At 60.6% G+C, this 14,390-nt stretch carries 14 protein-coding genes; 4 read left to right on the plus strand and 10 right to left on the minus strand.

Translation table 11 applies throughout. The annotated features are described in order from the left end of the window. Positions 1-53: 53 nt before the first annotated feature. The 5 genes from ACZRMO_RS13370 to ACZRMO_RS13390 form a co-directional block, all read right to left on the minus strand. Positions 54-590, minus strand: a complete 537-nt coding sequence (locus tag ACZRMO_RS13370; RefSeq protein WP_017734633.1) for a C40 family peptidase — start codon at positions 588-590, stop codon at positions 54-56. A gap of 144 nt (positions 591-734) precedes the next feature. Beyond that, positions 735-1,364 carry a C40 family peptidase gene (locus ACZRMO_RS13375; RefSeq protein WP_124526559.1) on the minus strand — a complete coding sequence of 210 codons (630 nt, stop codon included), beginning with the start codon at positions 1,362-1,364 and terminating at the stop codon, positions 735-737. A 213-nt stretch (positions 1,365-1,577) separates the two neighbouring features. Then, the gene (gene hda, locus ACZRMO_RS13380) at positions 1,578-2,282 is read right to left on the minus strand and encodes a DnaA regulatory inactivator Hda (protein WP_017734631.1); all 705 of its coding nucleotides are present in this window, start codon (positions 2,280-2,282) and stop codon (positions 1,578-1,580) included. A 194-nt stretch (positions 2,283-2,476) separates the two neighbouring features. Continuing rightward, positions 2,477-3,550, minus strand: coding sequence for an AI-2E family transporter (locus ACZRMO_RS13385; RefSeq protein WP_207045289.1), 1,074 nt, complete (start codon positions 3,548-3,550; stop codon positions 2,477-2,479). A 35-nt stretch (positions 3,551-3,585) separates the two neighbouring features. Beyond that, complete coding sequence (locus ACZRMO_RS13390) at positions 3,586-4,602, minus strand: DUF2066 domain-containing protein (RefSeq protein WP_463973160.1); 1,017 nt, start codon at positions 4,600-4,602, stop codon at positions 3,586-3,588. Between the two features lie 356 nt (positions 4,603-4,958). Here ACZRMO_RS13390 and purM point away from each other — a divergent pair, with 356 nt between their 5' ends. The 4 genes from purM to ACZRMO_RS13410 all read left to right on the plus strand — a co-directional run bounded on the left by purM (position 4,959) and on the right by ACZRMO_RS13410 (position 7,956). Continuing rightward, on the plus strand, positions 4,959-6,017 hold the full coding sequence (gene purM / locus ACZRMO_RS13395; protein WP_005790182.1) for a phosphoribosylformylglycinamidine cyclo-ligase: 1,059 nt from the start codon (positions 4,959-4,961) through the stop codon (positions 6,015-6,017). Beyond that, complete coding sequence (purN, locus tag ACZRMO_RS13400; RefSeq protein WP_017734628.1) at positions 6,017-6,667, plus strand: phosphoribosylglycinamide formyltransferase; 651 nt, start codon at positions 6,017-6,019, stop codon at positions 6,665-6,667. The genes purM and purN overlap by 1 nt, the downstream gene beginning before the upstream one ends. Positions 6,668-6,675: 8 nt before the next feature. After that, the gene (locus ACZRMO_RS13405; RefSeq protein ID WP_017734627.1) at positions 6,676-7,389 is read left to right on the plus strand and encodes a DUF3108 domain-containing protein; all 714 of its coding nucleotides are present in this window, start codon (positions 6,676-6,678) and stop codon (positions 7,387-7,389) included. Between the two features lie 378 nt (positions 7,390-7,767). Next, the gene (locus ACZRMO_RS13410; RefSeq protein ID WP_017734626.1) at positions 7,768-7,956 is read left to right on the plus strand and encodes a hypothetical protein; all 189 of its coding nucleotides are present in this window, start codon (positions 7,768-7,770) and stop codon (positions 7,954-7,956) included. Between the two features lie 146 nt (positions 7,957-8,102). Here the strand turns inward: ACZRMO_RS13410 and ACZRMO_RS13415 are convergent, their stop codons facing one another. The 5 genes from ACZRMO_RS13415 to cysM all read right to left on the minus strand — a co-directional run bounded on the left by ACZRMO_RS13415 (position 8,103) and on the right by cysM (position 14,312). After that, positions 8,103-8,648 carry a DUF2058 domain-containing protein gene (locus ACZRMO_RS13415; protein WP_017734625.1) on the minus strand — a complete coding sequence of 182 codons (546 nt, stop codon included), beginning with the start codon at positions 8,646-8,648 and terminating at the stop codon, positions 8,103-8,105. Between the two features lie 25 nt (positions 8,649-8,673). Next, positions 8,674-9,507 (minus strand): nucleoside triphosphate pyrophosphohydrolase, encoded by an 834-nt coding sequence (gene mazG / locus ACZRMO_RS13420; protein WP_463973161.1) that lies wholly within the window; start codon positions 9,505-9,507, stop codon positions 8,674-8,676. Positions 9,508-9,691: 184 nt separating this feature from the next. Beyond that, the gene (relA, locus tag ACZRMO_RS13425; RefSeq protein ID WP_207045301.1) at positions 9,692-11,935 is read right to left on the minus strand and encodes a GTP diphosphokinase; all 2,244 of its coding nucleotides are present in this window, start codon (positions 11,933-11,935) and stop codon (positions 9,692-9,694) included. Positions 11,936-12,057: 122 nt separating this feature from the next. Beyond that, positions 12,058-13,410 (minus strand): 23S rRNA (uracil(1939)-C(5))-methyltransferase RlmD, encoded by a 1,353-nt coding sequence (gene rlmD, locus ACZRMO_RS13430; protein ID WP_463973162.1) that lies wholly within the window; start codon positions 13,408-13,410, stop codon positions 12,058-12,060. Further along, positions 13,410-14,312 carry a cysteine synthase CysM gene (cysM, locus tag ACZRMO_RS13435; RefSeq protein ID WP_124526565.1) on the minus strand — a complete coding sequence of 301 codons (903 nt, stop codon included), beginning with the start codon at positions 14,310-14,312 and terminating at the stop codon, positions 13,410-13,412. Before cysM ends, rlmD begins: the two co-directional genes overlap by 1 nt. Positions 14,313-14,390 lie beyond the last annotated feature (78 nt).

The raw sequence follows: 14,390 nt of genomic DNA on the forward strand, positions 1-14,390 counted from the left end.
GAGCAAGCCCGCTCCCACACAAGCCCGCTCCCACATTTAGCTCTGCATTCAACTCAGGGATTACGCGCCAGATTCCCTGGCAACACGCGCTTGGCACTCAGGTAAGCATTCTGCCAATACGCCTTGGACAGGGTATCCAGCTTCACCGTACCGCCGGTTTGCGGCGCGTGCACGAAGCGGCCCTCGCCCACATAGATGCCGGCATGGCTGACCTGGGAGCCACCGCCCGTGGCGAAGAACAACAGGTCACCCGTTTGCAGGTTCTGCTCACTGACATCCTGCGCACGCATCACGATCAGCTCGCGGGTGGTACGCGGCAAGGAGATGCCAGCGGCGTCACGAAACACAAAGCCGATCAGGCCGCTGCAATCAAAACCCGAGTCCGGCGTGTTGCCGCCCCAGCGATAAGGCGTACCGACCAGGCCCAGCGCGCGAAAGAGCACGTCTTCGGCAGCCGGCGAGAAATTCTGGGTGGCGTAGTTGAACACCGGCTTGGGCTTCACCGCGACGGGTGCAGGCGGTGGACGGCTGGCGCAGGCGCTGAGCAGCGCGGCGCAGACAATGAGGATCAGGCGGGCCGAGGTCGACATGTGCAGAACAATCCTGGTCTGGATGCGGCTTTCGCTGCCGAACGCTGAAAACCAGAACGCGCAAGCAAAGCTCGCGCGTACGGATTACAACAATATCCAGGGATTCTAGCGCTTACACGTCAAACTTCAAGTATCACTTTAAGTTTACTTGCTAGCGGTAACCGTTGTCGGTGCCATGGCGAGTGCGCGCTTGGCTTCGATAAAGGTTTTGCTCCAGTAGCTGTCGCCCAGGTTGTCGACTCGAACACCGCCACTGCGACGGCTGCTGGAGTGGATAAACTGGTTATCGCCCAGGTAGATACCGGCATGGCTTACGCGACCACGGCCAGCCGTACTAAAGAAAAGCAGATCACCTGGCTTGAGGTTGTTGCGCGCGACCAACGGTGCATCCACGTTGATCATCTCGCGAGTGGAGCGTGGCAGGTTCATGCCAGCTTCTTCGCGAAACAGATAGCCGATAAAACCGCTGCAGTCGAAACCGGCTTCAGAGGTACCGCCGAAACGGTAACGGGTACCGATCAAGGACATGCCGCGTTCGAGGATGCTGTCGGCCAGGACTGGAAGCTGGTAAGGCTTGTTGCCGGAGAAGGCGCCCAGTTCCTTTTCAGTCGCCAGCTCTTCTTCATAAACAGAAGCAGACTGTGCAGCGACGAATTTTGCCTGATTTTGAACCTGGGGTTTGGGCTGTTCAACCACTTGTTGAGGGTGGGAAGCGCAACCAAACAACAGGGTAACGAGTGCGAGAGGCACGAGGGGTGCGAAGCGATTTAGCATGGGCACGACCGTGGCTGATGTGTAAAGAAGTCGAGACTATGCCCTCTATCACATCGATTTGCAAATTCAATCGTGATCTATGTGACTTCTTGTTTGGACTATGACATCTAAGCCCTTAACACCCTATACGCGCCTTTTGCGTGGCCAAAGCGGCCCGAACGCAGGTTTTCTGGCGCCTGGAATTTGCCGAAAGCCCCGAAAACAAAGGGTCGGCTACCAGCCGAGGGTTTCCTTGAGGAAGGGAATGGTCAGCTTGCGCTGGGCCTGCAAGGAGGCCTGATCGAGCTGTTCGAGCAAATCGAACAACGCGCTCATGCTGCGGGTACCACGCGTCAGGATAAAGTGCCCGACTTCGTCAGTGAGGTGCAGGCCGCGACGGGATGCACGCAATTGCAGGGCGCGCAGTTTGTCTTCGTCGGAGAGCGGGCGCATCTGGAAGATCAACGCCAGGGTCAGGCGAGACTTGAGGTCAGCCAGCTTCACCGGCAACTCTCGCGGTGAGGTCGATGCGGCGATCAACAAACGCCGGCCGCTGTCACGCAGACGGTTGAACAGATGGAACAGCGCCTCTTCCCACTCCGCCTTGCCGGCAATCGCCTGCAGGTCATCCAGACAGACCAGCTCGTATTGCTCAAGGTGGTCGAAGATGCCGATACCACGGTCCATCAATTCAGCCAACGGCAGGTAAACCGCCGCTTCACCCATCTGCTCGAAGCGCAAACACGCGGCCTGCAGCAGGTGAGTACGCCCTACGCCGTGCTTGCCCCACAGATAGATCAGGCTTTCGGTCCACCCGGCGTCGGCTTCGCAGAGCCGCTCGACATAGCCGAGTGCAGCGGCATTGGCGCCTGGGTAGTAGTTGATAAAGGTGGCGTCGTCACGCAGACGCACACCCAAGGGCAGCTGAATCGGTTTCATGCTGACTGAACGGCTCCAAACGAACCGCTAGTGGCCTCTGTGTAAAGTTTGCAAAGTTTATACCCGTGAAGCCGGGCGCACAATGCAGCAGACCACAAGCAAAATCAAAGGTTTGCGTTAACTTGCCGGTTTTGCGCAAATTGTTTGACACCAGAAACAACAAACCCGGCCAGGCCGGGTTTGTGACACAAGGTTTACAGATCGGGGTCTTCGACCCCCGTGTACACATCCGAATCCTTGTACAGATCGTGCACATGGCGCACCAGCACCATGATCACCGCCGCTACCGGCAACGCCAGCAAGATGCCAGTAAAGCCGAACAGCTCACCGCCCGCCAGGATCGCAAAGATCACCGCCACCGGGTGCAGACCGATCCGGTCCCCCACCAGCAGCGGCGTCAGCACCATGCCTTCCAAGGCCTGGCCGACCATAAACACCGCGACAATCCCCAGCATCGGGTACAGGTCGCCGCCAAACTGGAACAGCCCCGCCACCAGCGCTGCGCCAATACCGATCACAAAGCCCATATACGGCACGATAGCCGCCAGACCGGCGATCAGGCCAATCAGCAGGCCCAGTTCCAAGCCAATCGCCATCAGGCCCGCCGCGTAGATAACCCCCAGGGCCAGCATCACCAGCAACTGCCCACGCACGAAGGCGCCGAGCACTTCATGGCATTCCTCCGCCAGGGAGACGATGCGCTCCTCGCGATTGCGCGGCAGCAGGCTGCGGATCTTGGCCATCATGATGTCCCAGTCACGCAGCAGGTAGAACGCCACCACCGGGATCAGCACCAGGTTAGTCAACCAACCGATCAGCGCCAGGCTGGACGCCGTGGCCTGGCTGAGTACCATGCCGACAATGTCGGTGGTCTGGCCCATATGCTCGCTGATCGCGGCCTTGACCTTGTCGAACTTCCAGAAGCCATCGGATAACCCCAACTTGGCCTGGGCCCACGGCATCGCCGTGTGCTGCAACCAGTCGAGCATCTGTGGCGCCAGCTCATACAGACGGAACAGCTGCTTGGCCAGCATTGGCACCAGCACCAGCACCAGGGCCGTGACAATCAAGGTAAACAGGGCAAACACCGCCACCACGCCCCAGGTACGTGACAAGCCGGCTTTCTCCAGGCGATCCACCACCGGATCAAACAGATAGGCCAACAGCAACGCAACCAGGAACGGCGTCAGGATCGAATGCAGCAAGAAAACAAAAGCGCACAGCAGGACGATCCCGCCAATCCACACCCAACGACGCGTATCCGCCATAAACCACTCCATTGCTTCTATATAAGGAAGAACATTTACCAGTGAAAGCGCAGTTGCGCCTGAGGCTCTGGAGCACCACCGGCCGCAGCCGGCACTTCACCCGGTGCAACCTCCTGCAACTTGGCCAGGCTCAACTGGCTGCGCAACTGCTCGGCACTGCCATTGACCCGGTAAACAATACGATCGCCATCCACCAACAGCGGCTGGCCACCAAACGGTTCAAGCAGATGCCCCAGGGCGGCGTAGCGCTCCAGTGTCATGCCCTGCACTTCCAGCAGTTGCTCGGCACTGACGCCCGGCTTGACCGCAAAGCGCGGCGCCAACTTCTGGCTGACGGCCAGCATCACGGCATCGGCCACAGCAGCGGTATCGGCCCCTTGGACGCTGCCCTGCTCGCTCTTGTCGCCCAACCACAACCGCCACTTGGCCTGCCATTGGCTGCCTTCCTGCCGCGCATGCACCGCCAGCAAGGCATCCGCACCGTAGCGCTCGGAGGCGGCGCGCAGTGGCGTGGCATCGGCGCTTTCCAGATTCGGCGCGGTGGCGACCACCTGTTCATCCAGGTCACCCAACGGCAGGCGCAATGGCAAGCCACGGTGTTGCGCCGCCCGGCGCAAGGCTTGGGCGACGCTTTGTCCATCGCCCACCAAACTGCTGCCTTCGGTGGAGTCGTTCAGCCACCAACCGAGGATCGACGGCCGGTTGCTGCCCCAGATCGACAGGCCGGCGTCACGCAAGGCACGGTCGGTGCTCACCGGGTCAAAATCCACTTGCAGGCTCTCGGGCGGGCCGGCGTCGTAGCCGTATTGGCTGATAATTTGTTGCGGGTCCTTGCGAATCGCCGCCAGGCCCGGGCCGTCGGCCGCCTTGGCGTCACCGGTGAGGCGGATCACCAGGGTCTGCACGGCGCGCTGGGTCGCCTGGTCGCGCTCTTGTGGCGACTGGCTGCTGACCGGTTCAAGTACTTGATAGAGGCCATTGAGGGTTTCGGCATGACTCGCCAGGCTGACCAACGACAAGCAGCCTACAAAGAAGAATTTACACAGACGCATGAAAGATTCCCGAACGACAAATTTAGCGGCTGGAACAGACCGCGTGAACTCGGTTGCGCAAGGCTGTGACCACAGCGACCGGTAAAACATTCACAGGGTCTTGGTAAGTTTTCGTACTGTCATAACGATAGCGGGTTCAAGGCTATACCTTAATACGCACCAAGGCAGAGCCGATTAGCATTTTTTTAATCGGCTTTTTTAACCTATATCGCCCTGCCCGTCGGCCCGAGGATGGCCGCTGCCCCTCAAGCCTGATAAAATCGCGCGCCTTCGCAGACCGTCAACGGCTGGGCCTTTTACCAAAAGCGCCTGCCCGCTCGGTCGTTACCCCTGAATCCCCCCTAAAGGCCTGGATCATGAGCAAGCAACCCTCCCTGAGCTACAAGGACGCCGGTGTAGACATCGACGCCGGTGAAGCATTGGTCGAACGCATCAAGAGCGTCGCCAAGCGCACTGCGCGCCCCGAAGTCATGGGCGGCCTGGGCGGTTTTGGCGCCCTCTGCGAGATCCCGGCCGGCTACAAACAGCCTGTGCTGGTCTCCGGCACCGACGGCGTGGGCACCAAGCTGCGCCTGGCGCTGAACCTGAACAAGCACGACAGCATCGGCATCGACCTGGTTGCCATGTGCGTAAACGACCTGGTGGTATGCGGCGCCGAGCCGTTGTTCTTCCTGGACTACTACGCCACCGGCAAGCTCAACGTCGAGACCGCTACCCAGGTAGTGACCGGCATTGGCGCTGGCTGCGAACTGTCGGGTTGCTCCCTGGTCGGCGGCGAAACCGCTGAAATGCCAGGCATGTACGAAGGCGAAGACTACGACCTGGCCGGCTTCTGCGTCGGCGTTGTAGAAAAAGCCGAGATCATCGACGGCTCCAAGGTTGCCGCCGGTGACGCCCTGCTCGCCCTGCCATCGTCCGGCCCGCATTCCAACGGCTACTCGCTGATCCGCAAGATCATCGAAGTGTCCGGCGCCGACATCGAAAACATCCAGCTCGACGGCAAGCCACTGACCGACCTGCTGATGGCCCCGACCCGCATCTACGTCAAGCCACTGCTCAAGCTGATCAAGGACACTGGCGCGGTTAAAGCCATGGCCCACATCACCGGTGGCGGCCTGCTGGACAACATCCCGCGCGTCCTGCCAAAAGGCGCCCAGGCAATCGTCGACGTGGCGAGCTGGCAGCGCCCTGCGGTCTTCGACTGGCTGCAAGAGAAAGGCAACGTCAACGAAACCGAGATGCACCGCGTGCTGAACTGCGGCGTGGGCATGGTCATCTGCGTGGCGCAAGAGCACGTCGAAACCGCGCTGAACGTCCTGCGTGAAGCGGGCGAGCAGCCTTGGGTCATCGGCCAGATCGCCACCGCCCCGGAAGGCGCGGCCCAGGTCGAACTGAAGAACCTCAAGGCTCATTGATGTCCCAGACCTGTGATGTCGTGGTGCTGCTCTCCGGCACCGGCAGTAACTTGCAGGCCCTGATCGACAGCACGCGCACCGGCGACAGCCCGGTGCGCATCGCTGCGGTGATCTCCAACCGCAGCGACGCCTACGGCCTGCAACGCGCCAGGGACGCAGGTATCGACACCCGCTCCCTGGATCACAAGGCTTTCGAGGGTCGCGAGGCCTTCGATGCTGCCTTGATCGAACTGATCGACGCCTTCAACCCCAAACTCGTGGTACTGGCCGGCTTCATGCGCATCCTCAGCGCTGATTTCGTGCGCCATTACGATGGGCGCCTGCTCAATATCCACCCTTCCCTACTGCCCAAGTACAAAGGCATGCACACGCACCAGCGGGCGCTCGACGCCGGCGACAGCGAGCATGGCTGCAGCGTGCACTTCGTCACCGAGGAACTCGATGGCGGGCCTCTGGTCGTACAGGCAGTGGTTCCGGTAGAGTCTGACGACTCGGCGCAGACCCTTGCGCAACGGGTTCACACCCAGGAGCACAGGATTTACCCGTTGGCTGTACGCTGGTTTGCCGAGGGGCGGTTGATTCTTGGTGACCAGGGTGCATTATTGGACGGTCAGTTACTCGCGGCCAGCGGCCACTTGATTCGAACCTAGGAGATTTTATGCGTCGCGCCTTGCTCTTCGCTTTTGCTCTGTTTGCCTTGCCTGCGGTGCAAGCGGCAGACCTTCACCCTTTCTCCGTCAGCTACACCGCCGACTGGAAACAGTTGCCCATGAGTGGCTCGGCTGAACGCAGCCTGGCAAAGAATGGCGATGGCACCTGGACCTTGAACTTCAAGGCTTCGATGATGATCGCCAGCCTTACCGAAACCAGCGTGATCCTGTTTGACAAGGACACCCTGCAACCGAAGAGCTACACCTTCGAACGCGGTGGCCTGGGCAAGGCGAAGAAGATCAATCTGGACTTCGATCAAACCGCCAAGAAAGTCACCGGCTTTGAGAACAAAGACCCGGTCAACGTAGCGCTGCAAAGCGGCATGCTCGACAAGTCGACCTACCAGTTGGCCCTGCAGCGTGATGTCGCCGCCGGCAAGAAAAGCATGAGCTACAACGTGGTGGAAGGTACCGACGTCGATACCTACGACTTCCGCGTGATTGGCCCGGAAAAAGTCCAGACCAAGGTCGGCTCCATTGACGCGATCAAGGTTGAGCGCGTGCGCGACCCGACGCAAAGCAAGCGCATTACCCAGATGTGGTTCGCCAAGGACCAGGGCGGCATCCTGGTTGCACTGCGTCAGGTTGAGACTGACGGCAAGGAATACAACATCATGCTGCAAGACGGTACCGTTGACGGCAAGGCTGTCAAAGGTAGCTGATGAGCTGGTGAGTCAAAAAAAGAGCCTCGCTGAATGCGGGGCTTTTTTTCGTCTGCATATTTTGTGTTGAAGCTTCTGCCGTCTTCGCGAGCAAGCCCGCTCCCACATTTGGAATGCATTCCAAATGTGGGAGCGGGCTTGCTCGCGAAGGCAATGGCAGAGCCGATACAAAGTTCAAGCCTGACCTGAACATGAAACTTCTGTCATAAAACTCCAGCCCCCAAAACACAAACCCCCAATTCTCAAGGCCTGTAGCACTGTTGCAGTTCCTGCAATGAATAGTTGCGCGAAAAGTCGGTTTACTTAGCAAGCTAACAAAACATATAAAAGAGGCCTGCGACGACTTGCCGCAGACCCACCAGAGATTGGAGCAAGCAGATGACTGTAAAAGTAACTGAACGCGACGATGCACATATGTCCCACGAAGCGCTGGGCCATGGGATTCACATCTGGGATGTACACCAACAAGACCTGCTGGTCGGCATGTTTCACAACGAGAGTGACGCTCACAATTATAAGAACGAGCTAGAGTCGCTTGAGATGAAACGCCAGGCAGAGAGCTCCTGAGTATTCGCAAGGCTCAGGTACAAGGCCCACGCAGCCTGGATACCTGAAAACACAAAACCCGCCTCTTGAGCGGGTTTTGTATTGATGGGGCTGCTTCGCAGCCCAGCGCGAGCAAGCTCGCTCGCCACAAGGTTGTTTCTAAAGGCTTACCACATCAGATCGTCAGGGATCTGGTAGGCCGCGTACGGATCATCCTCATCCGGCACTTGGCTTTCCGTCAGGATGTTGAGCTGCACGATACGCTCTGGCGCACGCTCCTGGATCTTCAGCGCAGCTTCACGCGGGATCACCTCGTAACTGCCACCGTGGTGCACGATCGCCAGGGAGCCGTTGCTCAGCTTATTGCGCATCAACGTGTTGACCGACAGGCGCTTGACCTTCTTGTCATCCACAAAGTTGTAGTAGTCCTCGGTGGTCAGCTTGGGCAGGCGCGAAGTCTCGATCAACTGTTTGACCTGGGCCGTGCGGGCCTTGGCCTCGGCTTTTTCCTGCTGCTGGCGGTTCAGCTCCTGGTCGCGCTTGACCTTCTCGGCCTGCGCTTCCTGGGCCAGGCGAGCCTGGGTGTCATCGGCTTCGATCTGGCCCTTGTGGACCAGGCGTTGCTGCTTCTGCTTCTCTTTGCCGACCTGCTTGGCCTGCTTTTGGTTGACCAGACCTGCTTTGAGCAACTGATCGCGAAGGGAAATGCTCATGGTGCTTACTCACTTAGGCAGCCGCTCAACCGCAGCTGGACATGTTCTTTTCCTGGCGTTTGGCTTCGCCCCACAGGGCGTCCAACGTTTCGAGGGTGCAATCTTCTATGGGTTGATGCGTGTCGCGCAATGCCTGCTCGATAAATCGGAAACGTCGTTCGAACTTGGCATTGGCGCCACGCAGCGCGGTTTCCGGGTCGACCTTGAGATGGCGAGCCAGGTTGACCGCAGCAAACAGCAGATCACCGACTTCATCAGCGATAGCGGCCGGGTCGTTATCAGCCATGGCTTCGAGCACTTCATCGAGCTCTTCGCGCACGTTATCCACCACCGGCAACGCCGACGGCCAGTCAAAGCCGACTTGGCTGGCGCGCTTTTGCAGTTTGGCCGCGCGGGACAGGGACGGCAGCGCTGTAGGCACATCATCCAGTAGGGAGAGTTGCTCCGGCGCGTCGGATTTTTCCGCACGCTCCTCGGCCTTGATCTGCTCCCAACGTTCCTTGACCTGCTCTTCGCTCAGTTGCGGGACATCCAGCGGCGCATACAGGTCGCCAGTGGGAAACACGTGGGGATGACGACGGATCAGCTTGCGCGTGATGCTATCGATCACCCCGGCAAATTCGAAACGCCCTTCTTCCCGCGCCAGCTGGCTGTAATACACCACCTGGAACAACAGGTCGCCCAACTCGCCTTGCAGGTGGTCGAAATCACCGCGCTCGATGGCGTCGGCAACTTCATAGGCTTCTTCCAGGGTATGCGGGACGATGGTGGCGTAGGTTTGCTTGATGTCCCACGGGCAGCCGTATTGCGGGTCGCGCAGGCGGTTCATCAGGTGCAGCAGGTCGTCTAGTGAATACATTGATTTCTATCCGCCGAAGTGGGAACGCTGAAGATCAAATGTGGGAGCGGGCTTGTGTGGGAGCGGGCTTGCTCGCGAATGCGGTGAGCCAGTCAATACATCTGGTGACTGATCCACCGCTTTCGCGAGCAAGCCCGCTCCCACAAAAGCCCTCCCACATTTTAGTCCGCGCTCATTCAGCTAATCATGGTGTGCGGTTACGCCGCGTCTCAATGATGTTCGGCAATTGGGAAATCCGCCCCAACAACCGCCCCAACGCGTCCAACCCCGGGATCTCGATGGTCAGGGACATCAACGCGGTGTTGTCCTCTTTGTTCGAGCGCGTGTTGACCGCCAGCACGTTGATCCGCTCATTGAGCAGCACTTGCGACACATCCCGCAGCAAGCCGGAACGGTCGTAGGCACGAATCACAATGTCCACCGGATAGGTGAGCACCGGCACCGGCCCCCAGCTGACCTGGATGATGCGCTCCGGCTCACGCCCGCCCAGTTGCAGCACCGAGGCGCAGTCCTGGCGGTGAATGCTCACGCCACGGCCCTGGGTGATGTAGCCGACGATGGCGTCGCCCGGCAACGGTTGGCAGCAGCCAGCCATTTGCGTCATCAGGTTGCCCACGCCCTGGATCTGGATATCGCCGCGCTTGCCGGGCTTGTAGCCGGTGGCTTTGCGTGGGATCAGTTCCAGCTGTTCGCTGCCGCGTTCCGGTTCGACCAACTGTTGCGCCAGGTTGACCAGTTGCGCCAAACGCAGGTCGCCGGCACCGAGGGCGGCGAACATGTCTTCGGCGATCTTCATGTTGGCCTTTTCGGCCAGCTTGTCGAAGTCCACCTGCGGCAGGCCCAGGCGTGCCAGTTCGCGTTCGAGCAGGGTCTTGCCGGCGGCGACGTTCTGGTCGCGCGCCTGCAACTTGAACCAGTGCACGATCTTCGCCCGCGCCCGCGACGTGGTGATGTAGCCCAGGTTCGGGTTCAGCCAGTCGCGGCTCGGCGTGCCGTGCTTGCTGGTGATGATCTCGACCTGTTCACCGGTTTGCAGGCTGTAGTTGAGCGGCACGATGCGCCCATTGATCTTGGCGCCCCGGCAGTTGTGGCCGATCTCGGTGTGTACGCGGTAGGCGAAGTCCAACGGCGTCGCGCCCTTGGGCAGGTCGATGGCGTGGCCGTCGGGGGTGAAGATGTAGACCCGGTCCGGTTCGATATCCACCCGCAGCTGTTCGGCCAGGCCGCCGATGTCGCCGAGTTCTTCGTGCCATTCCAGCACTTGGCGCAGCCAGGAGATTTTCTCTTCGTACTGGTTGGACCCGGCCTTGACGTCGGTGCCCTTGTAACGCCAGTGCGCACACACGCCCAACTCGGCCTCTTCGTGCATGGCGTGGGTGCGGATCTGCACTTCCAGCACCTTGCCTTCGGGGCCGATCACGGCGGTGTGCAGCGAGCGGTAGCCGTTCTCCTTGGGGTTGGCGATGTAGTCGTCAAACTCCTTGGGAATGTGCCGCCACAGGGTGTGGACGATGCCCAGCGCGGTGTAGCAGTCGCGCATTTCCGGCACCAGCACACGCACCGCGCGCACGTCGTAGATCTGGCTGAAGGCCAGGCCCTTGCGCTGCATTTTGCGCCAGATGGAATAGATGTGCTTGGCGCGGCCGCTGATGTCGGCATCGACGCCGGTGGCTTGCAGCTCGGCGCGCAACTGGCCCATCACGTCGCTGATAAAGCGCTCGCGGTCGAGCCGCCGCTCATGCAGCAGCGTGGCGATCTGTTTGTATTGGTCGGGTTCGAGGTAGCGGAAGGACAAGTCCTCCAGCTCCCACTTGATATGGCCGATACCCAGGCGGTGCGCCAGCGGTGCGTAGATGTCGAAGACCTCGCGGGCGACGCGGTTGCGCTTTTCGTCATCGGCAGTCTTCACGGCACGGATCGCGCAGGTGCGTTCGGCCAGCTTGATCAGGGCGACGCGCACGTCGTCGACCATCGCCACCAGCATCTTGCGCAGGTTCTCGACCTGGCCCTGGGTGCCCAGCACCATCGACTGGCGCGGGCTCAGGCTGGCGCTGATGGCAGCCATGCGCAGCACGCCGTCGATCAGCTTGGCCACCACGGCGCCGAAACGCTGGCTGACCAGCGGCAACGCGATATGCCCTTCACGCACGCCGCGATAGAGCACGGCAGCGATCAGCGAATCCTGATCCAGCTTGAGATCGGCAAGGATCTCGGCGATCTCAAGCCCGGTGCGAAAGCTGGAAGTGCCTTCGGCCCACAGGTTCTTCGCCGCATTGTCTTGCTGCTCGGCCTCACGCGCGAACTCGCAGGCAGCTTTCAATGCTTCACGGTCCAGTGCCGGATCGACACTGATGGCATGGTCCAGCCATGCCTCCAGGTTGATACTGCCGTCGGTGTTGATCGGCTGGTGTGCTCTCACCTGTACCATCTTTCTTACCTTCCCTACGACGCACCTTGGGTGCGCCAATATCATCGCCGACCTTTTACTGCGAACTCCCTGGCAGGTCACAGGCCCTGGAGAACGCAGGCCAGTCGGATTAAACGGGCATCCTAGCCCGCTTCAAATAACGCCATGGCCTCGACATGCGCGGTTTGCGGAAACATGTCGAGGATCCCGGCACGTTTTAGCCGGTAGCCTTGCTTGACCAACTCAACCGTGTCCCGCGCCAGCGTTGCCGGGTTGCAGGACACATACACCAGGCGCTTGGCTCCCAGGGTGGCAAGCTTGCGCACAACCTCTTGGGCACCGTCACGGGGTGGGTCCAAGAGTACCGCAGAAAAGCCCTGTTTGGCCCATTCTGCGTCGGTCAAAGGCTGAGACAAATCGGCCTGAAAAAACTGCGCATTATGCAAATTGTTGCTGACGGCATTGAGAGCCGCCCGGTCTACCATGGTCTGCACACCTTCCACCGCCACCACTTCGCGCACTTGCCGGGCGAGTGGCAGAGCAAAGTTGCCCAGGCCGCAAAACAGGTCCAGCACCCGTTCATCGGGCTGTGGTGCCAACCATTCAAGGGCCTGGGCAACCATCGCCGAGTTGACCCCGGCGTTGACTTGCACGAAATCCCCTGGACGGTAGGCCAGTTCCAGATCCCACGGTTCCAAACGGAAACCCAGGGCAGCATCAGCGTCCACCGGCTCCGGCTGGCCCTCGCCATGCAGCCACAACTGGGCTTCATGGAAAGCGCAAAATTCTTTCAACACCAGCAGGTCCGCTTCCGACAACGGCGCCATATGGCGCAGCAACACGGCGACGGCGGTACCACTGAACAACTCCACATGCCCAAGAGCCTTCGGATTGCTCAAGCGACGCAGCATGTTCGGCAGGCGCTGCATGATCGGTTGCAAGGCCTGTACCAGCACCGGGCAATCATCGATGGCGACGATGTCCTGGCTGGCAACCGCGCGAAAACCCACTTCCAGGTGTTTCGCCTTGGCGTCCCAACGCACCGCCACACGGGCGCGGCGGCGGTAGCCGAACTCTGGCCCGCTCAACGGCGCAGCCCATTCTTGCGGTTCGACACCGGCCACGCGCGACAGTTGCTCGGCGAGCATGCGCTGTTTCAGGGCAAGTTGTTCGGTATGGGGCAAGTGCTGCACGCTGCAACCGCCACAGCGGCCAACATGCGCGCACGGCGCCGGGCGCCGCAGTTCGCTGGCCTTGAATACCCGCTCGGTGCGCGCCTCGACCACTTTGCCGTGGGCGCCCAACACCCGCGCTTCGACTTCTTCGCCGGCCAGCGCGCCATTCACAAACCACGTGCGGCCTTCAAAAAACACGATGCCACGGCCGTCGTTGGCCAGGCGTTCGATGGTCAGGCGTTGTTTCTTGCCCACGGGAATCTGCGGGGCGCGGCTGCCGCCCGTCGGTTGGAAGCGCAGGCCTCTCTCGTGCTTGGCCATCAGTTGGGTTCGTCGAAAATGCCGGTCGACAGGTAACGGTCGCCTCGGTCACAGATGATCGCGACGATCACCGCGTTTTCCACTTCCCTGGACAAGCGCAACATACCCGCGACAGCGCCACCGGAGGACACGCCGCAGAAGATGCCTTCTTCACGGGCCAGGCGGCGCGTGGTGTCTTCGGCTTCACGCTGGGCCATGTCGATGATGCGGTCCACACGCGTGGCGTTGTAGATCTTCGGCAGATACTCTTCGGGCCAGCGGCGGATACCGGGGATGGCCGCGCCTTCCATCGGTTGCAGGCCGACGATCTGGATCGCCGGGTTCTGCTCCTTGAGGTAGCGCGAATTGCCCATGATGGTGCCGGTGGTGCCCATGGAGCTGACGAAATGGGTGATGGTGCCCCCGGTCTGGCGCCAGATTTCCGGACCAGTGGTGGTGTAGTGCGCCTCGGGGTTGTCGCCGTTGGCGAACTGGTCCAGCACCTGGCCGCGGCCTTCGGCGGCCATGCGCTCGGCGAGGTCACGGGCACCTTCCATGCCCTCTTCCTGGGTCACCAGCACCAGCTCGGCGCCATAGGCGGTCATCGCCGCCTTGCGCTCGGCGCTGCCGTTGTCAGGCATGATCAGCACCATCTTGTAACCCTTGATCGCGGCGGCCATGGCCAGGGCGATCCCGGTATTACCCGAGGTGGCTTCGATCAAGGTGTCGCCGGGCTTGATCTGCCCGCGCAGCTCGGCGCGGGTGATCATCGACAGCGCCGGGCGGTCCTTGACGGAGCCGGCCGGGTTGTTCCCTTCGAGCTTGAGCAGCAGGGTATTGCTGGTCTCGCCCGCCATGCGTTGCAAGCGGACCAGGGGCGTGTTGCCGACGCAATCGGCGATTGTTGGGTACTGCAAGGTCATGGCGTATTCGCAATCCAGACTGCGGGGGCGAACATCATACCGGCAAACGTCGGCGGGCCATATCACGCAAAGTAAGGT

The organism is Pseudomonas sp. B611 (genome assembly GCF_055407965.1).

Coding starts and splice junctions, on each gene's coding strand:
- hda (WP_017734631.1), bottom strand. CDS start 2,282: ATGAAACCGATTCAGCTGCCCTTGGGTGTGCGTCTGCGTGACGACGCC.
- ACZRMO_RS13410 (WP_017734626.1), top strand. CDS start 7,768: ATGACTGTAAAAGTAACTGAACGCGACGATGCACATATGTCCCACGAA.
- ACZRMO_RS13415 (WP_017734625.1), bottom strand. CDS start 8,648: ATGAGCATTTCCCTTCGCGATCAGTTGCTCAAAGCAGGTCTGGTCAAC.
- cysM (WP_124526565.1), bottom strand. CDS start 14,312: ATGACCTTGCAGTACCCAACAATCGCCGATTGCGTCGGCAACACGCCC.
- rlmD (WP_463973162.1), bottom strand. CDS start 13,410: ATGGCCAAGCACGAGAGAGGCCTGCGCTTCCAACCGACGGGCGGCAGC.
- ACZRMO_RS13385 (WP_207045289.1), bottom strand. CDS start 3,550: ATGGCGGATACGCGTCGTTGGGTGTGGATTGGCGGGATCGTCCTGCTG.
- ACZRMO_RS13390 (WP_463973160.1), bottom strand. CDS start 4,602: ATGCGTCTGTGTAAATTCTTCTTTGTAGGCTGCTTGTCGTTGGTCAGC.
- purN (WP_017734628.1), top strand. CDS start 6,017: ATGTCCCAGACCTGTGATGTCGTGGTGCTGCTCTCCGGCACCGGCAGT.
- ACZRMO_RS13405 (WP_017734627.1), top strand. CDS start 6,676: ATGCGTCGCGCCTTGCTCTTCGCTTTTGCTCTGTTTGCCTTGCCTGCG.
- relA (WP_207045301.1), bottom strand. CDS start 11,935: ATGGTACAGGTGAGAGCACACCAGCCGATCAACACCGACGGCAGTATC.
- mazG (WP_463973161.1), bottom strand. CDS start 9,507: ATGTATTCACTAGACGACCTGCTGCACCTGATGAACCGCCTGCGCGAC.
- purM (WP_005790182.1), top strand. CDS start 4,959: ATGAGCAAGCAACCCTCCCTGAGCTACAAGGACGCCGGTGTAGACATC.
- ACZRMO_RS13375 (WP_124526559.1), bottom strand. CDS start 1,364: ATGCTAAATCGCTTCGCACCCCTCGTGCCTCTCGCACTCGTTACCCTG.
- ACZRMO_RS13370 (WP_017734633.1), bottom strand. CDS start 590: ATGTCGACCTCGGCCCGCCTGATCCTCATTGTCTGCGCCGCGCTGCTC.